Source organism: Plantactinospora soyae, from assembly GCF_014874095.1.
Taxonomy (GTDB): domain Bacteria; phylum Actinomycetota; class Actinomycetes; order Mycobacteriales; family Micromonosporaceae; genus Plantactinospora; species Plantactinospora soyae.
The window spans coordinates 4408595-4423043 of sequence record NZ_JADBEB010000001.1; the positions used below are offsets into that span (position 1 = coordinate 4408595).

General features: G+C 68.8%; 17 protein-coding genes. 7 read left to right on the forward strand and 10 right to left on the reverse strand.

Going from position 1 to position 14449, the window contains the following annotated elements; genetic code table 11:
• Positions 1-61: 61 nt before the first annotated feature.
• Both H4W31_RS19705 and H4W31_RS43765 read right to left on the reverse strand, forming a co-directional pair.
• Positions 62-757 (reverse strand): TIGR03089 family protein, encoded by a 696-nt coding sequence (locus tag H4W31_RS19705; RefSeq protein ID WP_404825601.1) that lies wholly within the window; start codon positions 755-757, stop codon positions 62-64.
• 201 nt (positions 758-958) lie between these two features.
• Positions 959-1312, reverse strand: coding sequence for a hypothetical protein (locus H4W31_RS43765; RefSeq protein WP_264084074.1), 354 nt, complete (start codon positions 1310-1312; stop codon positions 959-961).
• Between H4W31_RS43765 and H4W31_RS44790 the strand changes: the two genes are divergently transcribed.
• The 4 genes from H4W31_RS44790 (at position 1199) to H4W31_RS19725 (ending at position 3874) form a co-directional block, all read left to right on the forward strand.
• Entirely contained in the window at positions 1199-1663 is a 465-nt protein-coding gene (locus tag H4W31_RS44790; protein ID WP_404825720.1) for a phosphotransferase enzyme family protein, read from the forward strand. The two genes, H4W31_RS43765 and H4W31_RS44790, sit on opposite strands and share 114 nt — an antisense overlap.
• Positions 1664-1993: 330 nt before the next feature.
• The gene (locus H4W31_RS19715) at positions 1994-2134 is read left to right on the forward strand and encodes an NAD(P)-dependent oxidoreductase (RefSeq protein WP_192768009.1); all 141 of its coding nucleotides are present in this window, start codon (positions 1994-1996) and stop codon (positions 2132-2134) included.
• Positions 2135-2395: 261 nt separating this feature from the next.
• Positions 2396-2926, forward strand: a complete 531-nt coding sequence (locus H4W31_RS19720; protein ID WP_192768010.1) for a hypothetical protein — start codon at positions 2396-2398, stop codon at positions 2924-2926.
• A 405-nt stretch (positions 2927-3331) separates the two neighbouring features.
• Entirely contained in the window at positions 3332-3874 is a 543-nt protein-coding gene (locus H4W31_RS19725; RefSeq protein WP_192768011.1) for a hypothetical protein, read from the forward strand.
• Positions 3875-4415: 541 nt separating this feature from the next.
• Here H4W31_RS19725 and H4W31_RS19730 read toward each other — a convergent pair.
• Positions 4416-5009: a nucleotidyltransferase domain-containing protein gene (locus H4W31_RS19730; RefSeq protein ID WP_192768012.1), complete on the reverse strand. Its 594-nt coding sequence runs from the start codon at positions 5007-5009 to the stop codon at positions 4416-4418.
• Positions 5010-5240: 231 nt separating this feature from the next.
• On the opposite strand from H4W31_RS19730, the gene H4W31_RS19735 reads away from it, so the two are divergent.
• From H4W31_RS19735 to H4W31_RS19745, 3 genes are all read left to right on the forward strand, one after another.
• Positions 5241-6062, forward strand: coding sequence for an SAM-dependent methyltransferase (locus H4W31_RS19735; protein ID WP_192768013.1), 822 nt, complete (start codon positions 5241-5243; stop codon positions 6060-6062).
• A 315-nt stretch (positions 6063-6377) separates the two neighbouring features.
• Positions 6378-6734 (forward strand): PadR family transcriptional regulator, encoded by a 357-nt coding sequence (locus H4W31_RS19740; RefSeq protein ID WP_192768014.1) that lies wholly within the window; start codon positions 6378-6380, stop codon positions 6732-6734.
• Positions 6735-6736: 2 nt separating this feature from the next.
• Entirely contained in the window at positions 6737-7213 is a 477-nt protein-coding gene (locus tag H4W31_RS19745) for a hypothetical protein (protein WP_192768015.1), read from the forward strand.
• 17 nt (positions 7214-7230) lie between these two features.
• Here the strand turns inward: H4W31_RS19745 and H4W31_RS19750 are convergent, their stop codons facing one another.
• From H4W31_RS19750 to H4W31_RS19780, 7 genes are all read right to left on the reverse strand, one after another.
• Positions 7231-8025: a hypothetical protein gene (locus tag H4W31_RS19750; RefSeq protein WP_192768016.1), complete on the reverse strand. Its 795-nt coding sequence runs from the start codon at positions 8023-8025 to the stop codon at positions 7231-7233.
• Between the two features lie 193 nt (positions 8026-8218).
• On the reverse strand, positions 8219-9475 hold the full coding sequence (locus tag H4W31_RS19755) for a hypothetical protein (protein ID WP_192768017.1): 1257 nt from the start codon (positions 9473-9475) through the stop codon (positions 8219-8221).
• Positions 9476-9711: 236 nt separating this feature from the next.
• Entirely contained in the window at positions 9712-10260 is a 549-nt protein-coding gene (locus H4W31_RS19760; RefSeq protein WP_192768018.1) for an SMI1/KNR4 family protein, read from the reverse strand.
• A 319-nt stretch (positions 10261-10579) separates the two neighbouring features.
• Positions 10580-11254, reverse strand: coding sequence for a response regulator (locus H4W31_RS19765; RefSeq protein WP_192768019.1), 675 nt, complete (start codon positions 11252-11254; stop codon positions 10580-10582).
• Positions 11255-11395: 141 nt separating this feature from the next.
• On the reverse strand, positions 11396-12652 hold the full coding sequence (locus H4W31_RS44305; RefSeq protein WP_318783279.1) for a sensor histidine kinase: 1257 nt from the start codon (positions 12650-12652) through the stop codon (positions 11396-11398).
• Positions 12649-13476 (reverse strand): ABC transporter permease subunit, encoded by an 828-nt coding sequence (locus H4W31_RS19775; RefSeq protein WP_192768020.1) that lies wholly within the window; start codon positions 13474-13476, stop codon positions 12649-12651. Before H4W31_RS19775 ends, H4W31_RS44305 begins: the two co-directional genes overlap by 4 nt.
• Positions 13473-14408, reverse strand: coding sequence for an ABC transporter ATP-binding protein (locus tag H4W31_RS19780; RefSeq protein WP_192768021.1), 936 nt, complete (start codon positions 14406-14408; stop codon positions 13473-13475). The genes H4W31_RS19775 and H4W31_RS19780 overlap by 4 nt, the downstream gene beginning before the upstream one ends.
• Between the last annotated feature and the right edge of the window lie 41 nt (positions 14409-14449).

The following is a 14449-nucleotide window of genomic DNA, read 5'->3' on the forward strand; positions in this document are numbered from 1 at the left end:
GCCGGACCTACCTTGCCGAGCCGGACCCACCTTGCGGACTCCGCACCTACCTTCCGCGATGTCACAGCGTCCGCGTGACGCGTTCGGCGATGATCCGTTCGTCGAGCCTCGATCGGTCCAGGTTCGCGCACAGCACGAGGGAGGCGCCGGCAAACAAGGGGGCGAGCCAGATCCGTGGTTCCTCGCTGGCCGCCGCGTCGATCAGCACCCGGTCACCGGGACCGATACCGCGCATCTGCGCAATGTCGACGGCGAACGCGCCGTACTGGCCGTAGGTGGTTCCGTCGACCGTTGCCCGGCCCTGTATGTCGATCGAGGTGTCCGGAGGCGCTGCGCCCAGGTAGGAACGGACGGCACGAGCGTAATCCTGGTAGCCCTCCGGAACCTGCGCCACCGGCGCGCCGCCGGGCTCAAGGCCCAGGACGAACTGATACCGCGCCGACGGCACCTCGTCCAGCCAACTGCCCACCCGCCGTCGTTCGACGAATGTCACGTCAAGCGGATCGCCGGCCGGGGCCAGACCCGCGGTCGACCACCCGCGGAACGAGACCTCCACCCCGGCAGCCCAGACACCCAGCAGTACGGCCGCCGTTTGCCAGTGCGGCGGAAGCAGCACGCCGGCCTGCCGTCCCGGACCGAGCCCGCACCCGTCGGTGAGCAGGGCTGCCGTTGCTGCCGCCCACTTTCCCAGTTCGCCTGCCGTCAGCGCGGCCCGTTCGCCCGTGGCGTCGTCGTAGTAGGTGATCAACGTGTCCACGGCGGGGTGCGCGAGGCTCTGTGTCATAGCGGACAACTCTAACGATGACGCCCTACCGGCATCGCCACCGAGAGATTCCAACCCGGGCTGAATCGCAAGATTCATGGTTACACCGCCGCTGCGGCGCTGCGGCCCCGCTGTTGACCCCGTACGGCTACCACCGCCGGTCTCCCTGGCGGGTCACCTGGTCCCCTCATAGGCTCACTCGATATGCGCGTGACCCACTCGCTCCTCCACGCCGAGGACCTCGCCCAGCTCGTGGATCGGGAGTACGCCATCGCAGCGCCCGTCAAGGTGAGCTAAAGCCACGACCGCTACCACCTCGACGAACACATCCTCGTCGAACGGCCGCTGGCCAGCCTGGCACCCTATGCCGGCTCGGGCCGGGCCGCGGCGGACCTCGCCGAACTCGGCAAGCTCGGCGAGCGACTGACCGGCGAGATCCAGCGGCTCCGAGCGATCGACGGCGCGTACGGGATCATCCATGCAGACCTGCACCGGGGCAACACCAACATCGACGGCGACGGACGGTTCGTCACGTTCGACTTCGACCACTGCGGGTTCGGGTTACGCGCGTACGACCTGGTCGCTCTCTATCGCGGGCCCGACTCGCCGGAGGAGGATCGCGAACGCTGGGCAGCGGTCCTCGCCGGCTACCAGCAGGTCCGTCCGCTGAGCCAGAGCGAGGTGGCCGGCTTCCCCGAACTGGCTGCCTGCCGGGCGGTGTGGGACATCGGTGATTGGCTGGGTGCCGCCGACCGTACCGCCGACGCCTGGGTGACCGAAGCGGTGATCGCCAAGCTGCTGGCGGACGTCCGCAAAGCGGAATCCGATCCGTCCCCCCCGGCCGCCCGCCGAGGGGACATTGGAGCGATATCCCCCACACGTCGACTCCAGCCCACGTGATCCCCACGCCGCCGACGAGCAATCGCATGACGAATCAGGCGACGCGTAACGCCACACGAGCTCTCATCACCGCCGGTAGGTGCCAGGTGAACTGCTTGATCTCGGAGCCTGAGGCGTTAGCCAACTCGTACCAGCCGCTGCCATCAGTGGCGAACGCGACGCTGCCCGCCTCCATTCGTAGCCACCAACGCTCTCAGTTCGGCAATGCCGGATATCCAACGGCCGGGAAGCGCGGACGTCGGGAACTGCCGTGCGAGGTCCGGTCGGAGGCGGAGGGTGTTCTGGGCCGACCGGACACGCTGACGGAGAACTAACGAAGCCCAGCTCAAGTTGCCGCCGGGCGGGACCAACACCCACGGCTACCTCGACATCACACGTACCCGGCAGGACACCGGATACCAACCCGTATATGACACCGAGCAGGCCGCCGCCGACTACATCTCCTGGCTACGCGCGGGCAACGAACGCTGACCATCTGACCACACTCGTCTCGGCCAGCTCCGCTCGCGCCGAAGTCCGTGCCGTGCCTGGTGAGGAGGGCGCCGTGATGACCGCGACACTGAACGATCAGACCGGACGCAAGAAGCCGGCGGAGGGGAAGGCATCGGGATCCGCGTCAATGGCCGGCGATCGCCGCCGGAAGCTCCGCTGGCGTACTGGCGCTCGGGGCCGCTCAGCGGGTGGTCTCCTGTGGACCTCGCGGTTTTCGACGATGCTGGTTAGGGTGGCGCCATGCCGATCGTGCCGAGGGGGTACGCGCCCGGACGGAGCGCGCTCACCGGGGCAGGCACCGACTCCGGGCCGCGTCAAGCGGATCTTCCGTCCGGTGGATTCCTGCGGCTGGTGCTCTGGCTCCTGGGCGTCCCGCTGCTGCTGATCGGCCCATTCATGGTGTACGCGGCCGCCGTTCTCGCCACCAGCGAGCCCAGCCTGAACCGGTGGATCCTGGGTGTCGCCGGGTTGGGGGTCACGATCTACTGCGTCAAGCTGGCCAGGTACGAGTTGCGACTGCACGAACGGACCCGGCGGGAACTGCGCCGGCTGGAGGCGGTGGGCGTGGCCGCCACCGCCGAGATCACCGCCGTGCGGTCCGCCTCGCTGGGCGAGGAGAGCGGGGTCGAGTTGAGCCTGCTGGTCAGCGGGCCCGGGTTCGAGCCGTTCGAGTCCACCTCACAGTGCAAGGACGACCCAGCCCTGACGGTCGGGGCGCGACTCAACGCCGTGGTCGACCCGACCGACCGGCTGTACGCGATTGTGCCCTGACACCGCGATCTCGTACCACTGCGATCTTCCCAAGAACCGTCGACCGCCGCCACACGCACGAGTCGATCATCGGATGCCGTCCGCATACCGGCAGTTCCGGGTGCCACAGGATGTCGGAAAGCCCTACGGCACGTGATGGCGGATCGCCTGGCGTCACGCACGATCTGCGGCAGAAGCGTATGCGTTCTGGATCAGTACGCCGAGTCGAGGGGGTTCCCGACGGGAAGCCCGGTTCAGTGCGCGTCCAATCGCCATCCAGTTGGCCTGCCTAGCCTCGGCGCATCGTCGCCCGTTCGTCGTCGGCCACCGTGACGGTGACCGACCCAGAGGCGAAAGGGCACCACAGCCGTGGAGGTACACGCTATGAACACCAGTCGTTCCAGAGGGCTCCTCCGGCAGCTCGTCGTGGCACTCGGTGCGGTGGTCGCCGTGACGGTATTCGCGGCCGGTCCCGCGTCCGCGTTCGTGCCGACGTCGGGGTCCGACCCGGGGAGCGGCAGCCTGACCGCGGCCGGCCTAGCGGCCGAGGGTCTGACGGCCAAGGGCCTTGCGCCGTCCGGGGCCGGTGCAGCGGTGCACCTGTTGTCGCAGTCGGGCGGCACCGCTCGTGGCGGGCTCGTGGCGGCCACCACCTGCACGGTCAGCATCAGCCCTCCGGTCAGGTCCGGGGCGGCCTCGGTGGCCGTGGACTACTCGGTCCATTGCGACCAGGAGGTAAACAGTATCTACGGCATCATCGGGATCTTCCGTGGCAACGAGTCCACGCCGCTGGAGAACACCGTCGACCAGTTCGACCTGGGGCGCTTCGGCGGCGGCTTTCAGATCCAGCGCACCTGCGCCACCGGCACCCTCTACGCCTTGATGCGGGTGATCGTGAACTTCAAGACCGGCTCGCCGACGAGGATCGACACCAACTTCGCCGGACCGGCGGGCGCCATCACCTGCTGATCGCGGTACGCGTCGGGGTCGGCGCCCGCTCGGGCACCGGCCCCACGCCTGTGGGCGTTCGCGCCGGTCTCACCACTGGGTTGCCGTTGCGTTGGCCGATCGAGGGATCGAAGCGGGCTTGACCGGTGATGCGCGGTTCCGCTCCTCGTTGCCGCCTCGATCTGCCTTTGCTGAGTTTCACTTCCCGGTCGAGGCGATCCTGGCGGCGGTGCGCTGGTACCGAGGAAGCCGGCGCCGTACAGGGTCACGGCGGTCAGAAGCGCGACGAGGCAACGGTTCCCGCCCGGCCAGCCATCGGCGAGAGCGCGGCGCTTTCCCGTATCCCATCGGCGTGCGCGCGCCGCGGCCGGTCGCAGCCCCAGCCGACCGGCCCACGCGACGACGCCGATCACGAACCCGATTGCGAGCATCGCCAGCCAACCGAGGTAGCAGCTACGAGGCGGTCGTCGCCAAGCTCAACCCGACCGACTGCGTGAAGAAGCGCGCCCGCGACCCCGGATAACCGGTCGAGAAGTGGTGGGAAGTGCACCGCCTACAACGGTCACACGGGCAGCTCAGCGTCCGTCGTCGGTGACCTGCGCGAACCCGTCCGAACCCAGGCCGAGGACAACGCCACCAGCAGAACCAGCCGCCCCACTGCCAAGTCCGCCCTGCCTGCGCTCCGCGCCCTGGGAGTCTGACCCACCACCACCGGGCCGCACGGCCGCCCACAGCGGCGCCGTGCGGCTCGGTCTCGTCTCGTCAGCCGGTGCCGGCGGATCCGGTCGATGAGGGCCGTCCGGATGGACGCCAGGGCGTGGTCGGCGGCCTCTTCCCTTGTCGGTGTCGCCTGTCTGTCGACCAGCTCGGCGATGCCGCCGTCGAGGCGGTCCAGCAGCACCTTCGCACCACGGTAGGCGTACCGCTGCCAGCGCAACGAGGTGTCGGCCAGCGCCTCCAGCGTGCACACGACCGTGTCGAGCTGACCGGTCCGACTGGTGTGTTTCCAGGGCTCGGTCTGCTCGGCAACCACGATTGTCAGGTCGAAGTCAGACCGTGCGGTGGCTACACCGCGGGCACGCGAACCGGTCAGAACCACGCCCCGTACCTCGGAATCGGCGGTGGCCTGAGCCATCACCTGCTCGAGGATGTCCATCGCTGCGTCCCCTTCCTCGCATCGCCGCTCACCGGCGCGCCCGGACCAGACATAGCCGAACCACGGTACTGGCGGCATTGAATTCCCAACTGGCCTTCCACGGGCTGCGTCCGGCCCGCTGCCCGAGCACCGAGTGGACCGCACCGTAGTTAGTCCACATAGGAGCGAAGCACCACGTGTGACCGGTGTAGGGTCGCCTGCGAGTGACGACATCGTTTTGCGGAGGCCCTGGTGGAACGTCGTGGTGAAGATACTCGTGAGGTCGATCTGCGAACCGACCGGGCGCACGGCGCACGGATCTACGACTACATCCTGGGTGGCAAGGACAACTTCGCCGCCGACCGCGAGGCCGGCGAGAACTCACTCCGGATCTGGCCCGCATTGCGGGTGCACATGCAGGCCAACCGATCCTTCATGTACCGGGTAACGCGTTTCCTGGCCGCCGAGTGCGGGATCCGCCAGTTCCTCGACATCGGCACCGGATTGCCGACATCACCGAATCTCCACGAGATCGTGCAGTCGGTTGACTCGACCGCACGGGTGGTCTACACCGACAACGATCCGCTCGTACTCGCGCACGCGCGCACGCTGATGGTCGGGACAGCACAGGGACGTACGGCCTACGTGGCGGGGGACATGCGCGACCCCCAAACGATCATCTCCGCGCCGGAGTTCCAGCGGACCCTCGACCTGAATCAGCCGGTCGGGTTACTGCTGATCGCGATCGTGCACTTCATCGAGGACGACGCGGAGGCAATGCGGGTCGTACGGCAGGTCCTGGACGTACTGCCGTCGGGCAGCTACCTGGCGATGTCGATCGCGACCGATGAATTCGACCCGATCCCGCTGGCCGAGGTCCAGCGGGAGTACAACAGGCTCGGTGAGACCCTCGTCTTCCGTGACCGCGCCACGGCGCTGGGGTTCTTCGACGGCTTGGAGTTGGTCGAGCCAGGGCTGGTCCAGGTCCACAAGTGGCGTCCGGACGGGTCCGAGGCTCCGGGGATCGCAGACAAGGACATCGCCATGTACGGGGCGGTCGCTCGTAAGCCATAGGCGGCCAGTCCCGTAGATCATGATTGGCGGTCACGAACGTCGACCGCCGGACTCGGTACCGCCCCGATGCTGTCCTGGTTTGATCGCACGACGTCGTTCGGGCGGCGGGACAGGTCGCGTCCCGCCGCCCGGTGCCGCCGGTCAGACTCCGGTGACGCCGCGGATCCAGTCCAGACTGATCGGGACGCTGCCGGTTGGTGATCCTGGCCGACCGCGGTCCGCCGGGTGCTGGCGGGCCCGAACAGGAGCAGTAGCGAGGCTGAACCGCTCCGGCCAGGGCTTGACGTATATCCGTCGCGGATATAGTTTCGACTCATGGCGAGCAACAGAACCGGCGGCCCCCTCACCCCGGCGGTGCTGCACATCCTGCTCGCGCTCTCGACCCAGGAACGCCATGGCTACGGGATCATGAAACAGGTCGAGTCCGACTCCCGGGGAAAAGTCAGAATGGGGCCGGGAACGCTCTACGGCTCGATCCGCCGGATGACCGATGCGGGATTGATCCGCGAGAGCGAAAAGAAGATCGACCCGAACCTGGATGACGAGCGCCGCGTCTACTACAGCATCACCGCGCTCGGTCAACAGAGCCTCGCGGCGGAGTTGCAGCGGTACCGCCAGGTCGTCGCGGTCGCCCATGAGCGATCCCTCATCCCCAGGGCGATGGGTGCCTGACCATGGACGCGCAGGCACGATATCGACGTTGGTACCGCAGGTTGCTCGGTCTCTATCCGAGGCCGTACCGCGAACGCTTCGCCGACGGCATGGAGCAGACGTTCACCGACATCTGCCGTGAACGGGCCGGAACCGAGGGCCGTGGACATGGTGCATTCATCCTCTGGATCTTCACCGAAACATTCGCGGGCATCATCCGGGAGCGTGCGACAGACCTTGCGAGGTTGACTATGACCAGGAATGCAACCAACGTCTTCAGGATCGTCAAGTACCTCGCGCTGGCCGCCGGTGGCTTGATGGTGGCGGGGATCGCCACGGTCATGGTGCTGGCCCGCGGAACCGGCGAAGACATCACCGGTGTCGTGGCGCCGGCGTTACTGCTCGCACTTCTTTCGGTGGTGGCCGCCGTCGTCGCCGCCATCTTGCAGGGCGCGAGCGATCGTCGCAGGCACAGAGCGGGCGACGATCTGGCCGGCTGACGCTGTACCGCAGCCGACTACCCGGGCCGTGGTCTGTGTGGTGGTTCAGCGGACGGGTCGGCGATGGCCCGTAGCGCCTCTTCGAGCGCCACCTCGGCCTGCGGGCTGGTCAGCGTCCCGCGCCGCGCCGTGAGCCGGACGGCGAGGTCCGGGCCGGTCAGCCAGTCGACCACCTGTCCCGGTCCCGGCCGGGCGGCGCCGAACGGCCCGTGCGGTTGTTCGACGGCGAGGTAGGCGTTCCAGCCGCGCTCTCCGTCGCGGATTCGCCGGATCTCCCGTGCGTACTCGGCAAGGTTCGCCAGGGTGACAGCGTCGTCCGAGCGTTCCCAGTACGCGAGGTACGGGGCGAGATCGTCCTCGATCAGCATGACACCGGCGAGGACGGGCTCGAAGTAGACCAGATCCGCACCCTCGGCGAGCGCTGTCCTCCAGTGCGCCATCGCCAGGTTCCGTACGGCTGACCGTTCGGAGGTCGGCCAGGTGGCGAAGGAGCCGTACGCGAGGTGCCCGTACACCACCTCCACGTCCGGGAAGTCGAAGCCCTCGGTCGCGGCGATCTCCAGGATGCGGGGCAGGAAGTGCTTGAGGTCGGCGAGGTCGCCCCACAGCATCAGGGACTCGGCGGTGTACCACTGCAGGTCCTCGCAGGTCAGCTCGCGCAGCGGCGCCCGGCGGAGCACCTGCTCGTCGTCCTCGGTGTGACAGTGTGAACACGGGTCGGTCCAGTCCCGCAGTGGATAGCGGGCGAAGACGTCGTAGAGCACCGCGATCGCCTCACGCAGCACCCGTTGGGACTCCTCGGCATGGTCCATCCGCTGGATCGTACGGTGATGATCTGTCCTGTTCGATGCGGAGGACGGGATCGGCCGGGCCAGGAGAAGCTCGGCGACCGCGCGAACCGGGCATCCGGAGTACGCGGAAGAGCGGTTGCGGGCAAGGTGGGAGAGCACCTCGCCTGCAACCGCTGCTATCCGAACGATCCCGCTGGGCCGAGCAGGTACGTCCTCAGGCGGTTTGCTTCTCGTCGTCAGGGGTCACCAGAACCACCCGGCGGCGGCGGGCCGCCAGAAGCAGGACAGCACCGGCCACCACCACTGCGGCACCGACACCACCGAGCGCGCCGGCCTGCACACCGGTCACCGGCAATCCACCGCCCGAGCCGCTGCCGGAGCCGCCGCCCGAGCCACCATCCGCGGACACCACCACGACGAACCCGTCGACGTTGTCGCTCGCGTCAACCTCGTTGACGCCGGCCTCCTTGGCGCTGACCATCTCCACGTTGTCGGGCAGCGCGCCGGCGGCACGGGCGGTAGACGAGCCCGGCGAGGCCTGGCCGAGCGCCTCGACGGTCCACGAGCCGTCGGGCAGCGTCACCGGGGCCTCGACGTCACCGCTGACGGTGATCGGCCAGTGGAAGGCTGCGACGTGGTCGTCCTCCTCGTCCATGCTGGTCGGGTTGAGCACCAGGGTCTTGTACTCGCAGATCGCCTTGCGGTTGCCGGCGCTGTAGGCGCAGTCGGCCTCCTCCTCGGCGAACGTCACCTGCTCCGGCAGTTGCACGGTGACCCGCACACCGTTGGCCGTCATGTCGCCCCAGTTGAAGACCAGTCCCGAGACGGTGGTCGTGTCGCCCGCCCGCAGCGGCCGGGACTTCCCGCCGTCTGGAAGCGGCGTCTCCTTCACGTCCGGTACCCACACGCCGAGGTCGACGCCGCTCTCAGTGCTGTAGATGACATCGACAGTCTTCGAGTTGTTCGCCTTGTTGGTGTCGTCGGGCGAGTTGATGGTGAAGGGCACCGGGAAGGTGTACGCCGGTCTGGGACCCCCCGCCTGCTCGAAGGCGAACACCGCGAGTTCGACCGTCTCACCCGGACCCGGGATCAGGCTGCCCGTCAGCTCGCAGGTCCAGATCACCGGCCCGTTCTCCGATTCGGCACCGCAGTCGGCGTCCGGGCTGGTCTCGTGAAGGAACGGGTTGACCAGCACGAGACCCTTGTCGAGATCGACGGCGGAGAGATCTGCTGTGATCGACAGCTCACGTGGGGTGTTCGAGCCCTTGTTGGCGATCTTCGCCCAGCCAACCTTCCAGGGATTCAGGTTGTCCTTGACGTTGGCGGCGATCTTCGTGCCGACCACGGTGAGTTCCAGATCGGTATCGGTGCCGGCGGCGTACGCGGGCGCACCCAGTGCGGCGGCGGCAGCCGCCAGCAGGACCGCCGCACCGGCGCGCGCCAGGGCACGGGTACGAATACGGAACTTCATCGGAGAGCCCCCGGAAATCAAAAGGAAGTACGACCGGGGAACTTTAGCGATCGGTGACCGGTTACCGCCACCCCGTCAGATTGGCGGGCATTGGGGTCCGTCGCCGCCGGCTCTCGAGCGACCCGAGGCCGTCCTTCGAGGACAGTGCGGCTCTTTGGCGGCTCCGGCCGGAGTGAGTCGCTCAGTTGGCCAAGCACTTGCCCCGGGGTGCGCACCGGCCGGGGAGGATTGCGCCGTCAGTCCTGAGTGGGGGGTGCCGGCAGCGCCAGTCCGACTGTCGGGTTCGGCCCCGGCTGGGGCGGCAGGCCCCAGTGCTCGACCGTTCCGTCGATGAGGCCGACGATCAGCGCCAGGAAGCCGCCGTCGTGTTCCCACCAGTAGCTGGTACTCGAAGAGACGACTGCCGGCCAGCGGTCCGGGTCCGGGCCGTCCTTGCGCCAGAAGAAGTAGTCCCCCGTGTCGGTGCCGCCCCAGCAGATCAGCCCGCCCTCCGCCGGATGGAACGTGTAGTCCTCCGTCAAGCCGTCCTCGGAGAGGCTGGCGAACTCTTCACTGAGGCTGAACACCCCGCTGACATAGGCGGCCTCGTCACCGGGTTCCGGCACCCGAAGGATCATGACGTCATCGAGATGCAGAGGTGGATAATGATCCACGAACTCACGGTAGTCCGTCGGGAGCGCGACCCCCAGAGTTGTCTGCAGCAGCTCCCAGTCGATCGGCCGCACCGTTGCCGACCGATGGGGCAGCAGCGCCGGCGCGACGCGCTCCAGGTCACTCAGCCGCATTTCCAGTCCCTCGGTTCGTCGGACACGCCCGTCCACGTACGACACCGCGTCGGTCAACGCGAACGGGGCGTCCGCCCGCGCGCTCAGGCAACCGTAGAGGTCCCCACGGGAGCCGGCCAACACCGCCGCCGAATCAGCCGCGGGCACGGCCGCCGGGGTGTCGCGGGTGGACCAGTCCGCCCAGGTAGTTGAGGGCGATCGGCTTCGAGCAGGTCCCGGCTGGACCCGGCGAGCGGTCCGCCGGACGTACGTGTCCAGGGCGCTTACGGATGGGGCGCCCACGGATGGGTGGGCGACGGATCTGATTCGGCTTGCCGGGTCAGTTTGACGAAGCGGAGACCACTCCCGACTCGTACGCGGCGATGACCAGTTGGGTACGGTCGCGGGCGTCGAGCTTGGTCAGCAGGTGGCTGACGTGGGTCTTCACGGTGGCGAGGCTGACCCGCAGCCGCTGGGCTATCTCGGTGTTGGAGAGCCCACGAGCGACGAGGACGAGGACCTCGCGTTCCCGCCCGGTGACGTCCGCCATCCTTCCACCGAACGGGCCGACCGGCTCGTGGCTGCGGGCGAACTCCGCGATCAGCCGTCGGGTGACCGACGGGGCCAGCAGGCCGTCACCGGCGGCGACCACCCGGATGGCCGACAACAGATCACTCGGCGGGGTGTCCTTGAGCAGAAATCCGCTCGCCCCGGCCCGCAACGCGGCGTAGACGTACGAGTCGAGATCGAACATGGTGAGCATCAGCACCCGGACGTTCGCCGTCTCCGGTGAGCCGCAGATTCTCCGGGTGGCTTCGATCCCGTCCAGCTCGGGCATCCGGACGTCCATCAGTACGACGTCCGGTGCCGTCAGCCCGGCGAGTTCCACCGCCCGGCGGCCGGTGTCCGCCTCGCCGACCACCACGAAGCCCGGCTCGGCCTCGATCAGGACCCGGAAGCTGCCCCTCAGCAGTGCCTGATCGTCGGCAACCAGCACCCGGACGGCATCACTCATGCCGTCTCCTCGCTTCGCTCGTCGGCGTCATGAGCCTTGGAACTGGGCCGACTGATTCGCTCGCTGGGCTCACTCATGCCGTCTCCCCACTCCGCTCGTCGGCGTCATGAGCCTTGGAACTGGGCAAACCGCTGCGCTCGCTCATGGCCGCTCCTGGACTGGTCGCCGGGCCGATTGACAGGGGATCCGGGCGGTGACCTGATAACCACCCTCCGGCCGTGGTCCGGCGGCGAAGTACCCGCCGTACATCAGGACCCGCTCCCGCATACCGGTCAGGCCGTGCCCGGCAGCGGTGAGTACGTCACCGGCGTGCCCAGCGGCTTCGCGCGTACCGCCATCGGGTCCGTCGTCGGTCACCTGGATGCGTACCTCGACCCCGGTCGCCTCGACCGTCACCCGGCACCGGGTCGGCGCCGCGTGCTTGGCTGCGTTGGTCAACGACTCCTGCACGATCCGGTAGATCGTCAAACCCATCGCCCCGGACACCTGATCTACGCCGTCGACCGTCAACTCCACCCGTACGCCAGAGGTCGCCGCCCGCTCGACCAGCGCGTACAGTCCCTCGGGCCCCGGCGCCGGTGTCAGGTCCGGCGCCGCCCCATCCTCCGCCAGCCCCTCCGTCGGCCGTCGCGTCGTCGCCCCGTCGTCGTACGCCTCCGAGCGCAGCACCCCGAGCATCTGCCGCATCTCGGCGAGGGCGTTCCGACTGGTCTCCTCGATGACCCGCAGCGCGTCGGCCACCTCGGCCGGTCGGGTCCGTACCACGTGGTTGGCGACCGCGGCCTTGACCGCGATGATGCCGACGCTGTGCGCGACGATGTCGTGCAGTTCCCGGGCGATCCGCAACCGTTCCGTGGTCACCGCGGACCGGGCCAGCTGCTCGGCCGCCCGCGCCGCAGTGCTCCGCTGCTGCCGGACGGCGCTGCCCAGCAGCCATGAGCCGCCGACGAGCAGCCAACCGATGATGATCAGGCCGGGCCCCTCCTGCCACCAGTACGCGTGCGCGCTGCCGGCCGGGCGCGACGGTACCGTTCCGGCGATCCCGAGCGCCGTCAGGACGGCGGCCGGCGCCCACCGCCGCCCCGCCGCGCTGACCCCGACGCTGTAGAGCGCCACAGCCGTGGCGAGGAACGGGTCCGTCAACACCCCGAGCGGCAGCGCCAGCACCGACCCGCTCAGCACCACGGCCAGGACCGGCAACGGCCACAGCCGTCGTACGGCGAGCGGCAGCCCGATCGCGGCGGTCAGCGCGTCCGCCGCCCAGCCGGGCAGTTCCGCCGGCACCGGGGCGGACGCCTGGGTGTGCCGCAGCAGCAGGAGCGCTCCGACGTAACCGGCCGCGCCGAGGCAGTCCAGCGCGACCAGTCGTCGGTGACCCGGCCGGTTGACCGAACTCACTGATCCCGGCGCCGCATGCTCAGATAGCCGCCCAGTGCGGACGCGAGCGTCCAGAGCAACAGCACTCCGATCCCGGTCCACGGGCCGAGGACGGTGTCGTCCGGCGGCTCCCGACGCAGGATGATGCTGCCGGCCGCGTCGGGCAGGAACTGGGCCACGGTACGCACCTTCGGCAGGTTGTTCAGGATCTCCGACCCCATGAAGAAGATCGGCACCAGGATACCCAGCGTCAGGGCTGAGCTGCGCAGCATGGTTGCCAGCCCCATCGAGAACGCGCACGCCAGCGTCAGGTAGAGGACGGCGCCGGTGATCGCCCGGGGTACGCCGTCGTCGGTGAGCGCTGCGTTGTGCTCACCGCCGATGGCCGCCTGCGCGGTGAGGAACGTGACGAGGGTGACGACGGCGGCGACGCCGAACGCGATCAACGTCCCGGTGACCAGTTTCGCCGTGTAGAACACGCCCCGCCGGGGCACCGCCGCCAGCGAGGAACTGATCGTTCCGGTGGCGTACTCACCGCTGGTCAGCAACACGCCGAAGACGACCAGGGCGATCATGCTGAGCCGGAGGCCGTTGAATCCCGACCCGACCGGGTCGAAGGACGCCTTCCCCTCGGGGCTCATTCCGTCGTACGCGCCGCGCAGCACCATCCCGAACAGCAGGGCGATGCCGACACTCGCCGCGAAGCACAGCACCAGGGAGCCGAGCGACGACCGCAGGGTACGGGCCTTGGTCCATTCGAACGCGATCGCCGATCCGATGGCGGCCGGTGTGGACGCCGGTGTGGACGCCGATCCGACGGCCGATCCGGTGGTTGCCATGCTCATTCTGCCCCTCCGGTCGACCGTACGGCCGATCGCTCCGCCCGATGACCCACCGAGTCGGCGGTGAGTCGCATGAAGGCCTCCTCCAGCGACGCCGACTGCACGCTCACCTCGTGGACCGTCACCCGGCTCTGCGCGACCAGCGCCCCCACGGTCTCGACCGGTGCGCCAGTCACCTCCAACGTCGCGTCGGGACCGCTGTCGGCCCGGACACCCGCCCCGGCCAGTACGTCCCGGAGCCGCTCCGGCTCGGGGGTACGGATCCGGATGTAGGAACGGGAATTGGCGGCGATGAACGCCTCGACGGAGGTGTCCGCCAGCAGCCGGCCCCTGCCGACTACGACCAGGTGGTCGGCGGTCAGTGCCATCTCGCTCATCAGGTGGCTGGACACCAGGATCGTCCGACCCTGCGCCGCCAACCGCTTCATCAGGTCGCGGATCCAGCGGATGCCCTCCGGGTCGAGTCCGTTCACCGGCTCGTCCAGCAGCAGTACCGGCGGGTCGCCGAGCAGCGCCGTGGCGACGCCGAGCCGCTGGGCCATGCCGAGGGAGAGGGCGCCGGCACGCCGCCGGGCCACGCCGCCCAGGCCGACCGTTTCGAGCACCTCTCGGACCCGGCTCTCCGGAATCCGGTTGCTGCGGGCCAGCCCCAGCAGGTGGTGGTACGACGTCCGCCCCGGATGCACCGCCCTCGCTTCGAGCAGGGCTCCGACCTGCCGCAACGGCTTGGCCAGTTCACGGTACGGCCGCCCGCCGATCAGGGCCGTACCCCGGGTCGGTCGGGTCAGTCCGAGCAGGGCGCGCATCGTGGTCGACTTGCCCGCCCCGTTCGGACCGAGGAAACCCGTCACCTGGCCCGGCTTCACCTCGAAGGAGAGCCCGTCGACGGCGACCGTGTCCCCGTAGCGTTTCGTCAGGTCACATACCTCGATCATGGGCCGAAGAATGGCCCAGGAACCGAGCTGGGCACATCGGG

Excerpts from the sequence above, each read along its gene's own strand:
- H4W31_RS19745 (WP_192768015.1), top strand. The coding sequence starts at position 6,737 with ATGGACGCGCAGGCACGATATCGACGTTGGTACCGCAGGTTGCTCGGT.
- H4W31_RS19730 (WP_192768012.1), bottom strand. The coding sequence starts at position 5,009 with ATGGACATCCTCGAGCAGGTGATGGCTCAGGCCACCGCCGATTCCGAG.
- H4W31_RS19765 (WP_192768019.1), bottom strand. The coding sequence starts at position 11,254 with ATGAGTGATGCCGTCCGGGTGCTGGTTGCCGACGATCAGGCACTGCTG.
- H4W31_RS19780 (WP_192768021.1), bottom strand. The coding sequence starts at position 14,408 with ATGATCGAGGTATGTGACCTGACGAAACGCTACGGGGACACGGTCGCC.
- H4W31_RS19740 (WP_192768014.1), top strand. The coding sequence starts at position 6,378 with ATGGCGAGCAACAGAACCGGCGGCCCCCTCACCCCGGCGGTGCTGCAC.
- H4W31_RS19750 (WP_192768016.1), bottom strand. The coding sequence starts at position 8,025 with ATGGACCATGCCGAGGAGTCCCAACGGGTGCTGCGTGAGGCGATCGCG.
- H4W31_RS19760 (WP_192768018.1), bottom strand. The coding sequence starts at position 10,260 with ATGCGGCTGAGTGACCTGGAGCGCGTCGCGCCGGCGCTGCTGCCCCAT.
- H4W31_RS19755 (WP_192768017.1), bottom strand. The coding sequence starts at position 9,475 with ATGAAGTTCCGTATTCGTACCCGTGCCCTGGCGCGCGCCGGTGCGGCG.
- H4W31_RS19720 (WP_192768010.1), top strand. The coding sequence starts at position 2,396 with ATGCCGATCGTGCCGAGGGGGTACGCGCCCGGACGGAGCGCGCTCACC.
- H4W31_RS19775 (WP_192768020.1), bottom strand. The coding sequence starts at position 13,476 with ATGAGCATGGCAACCACCGGATCGGCCGTCGGATCGGCGTCCACACCG.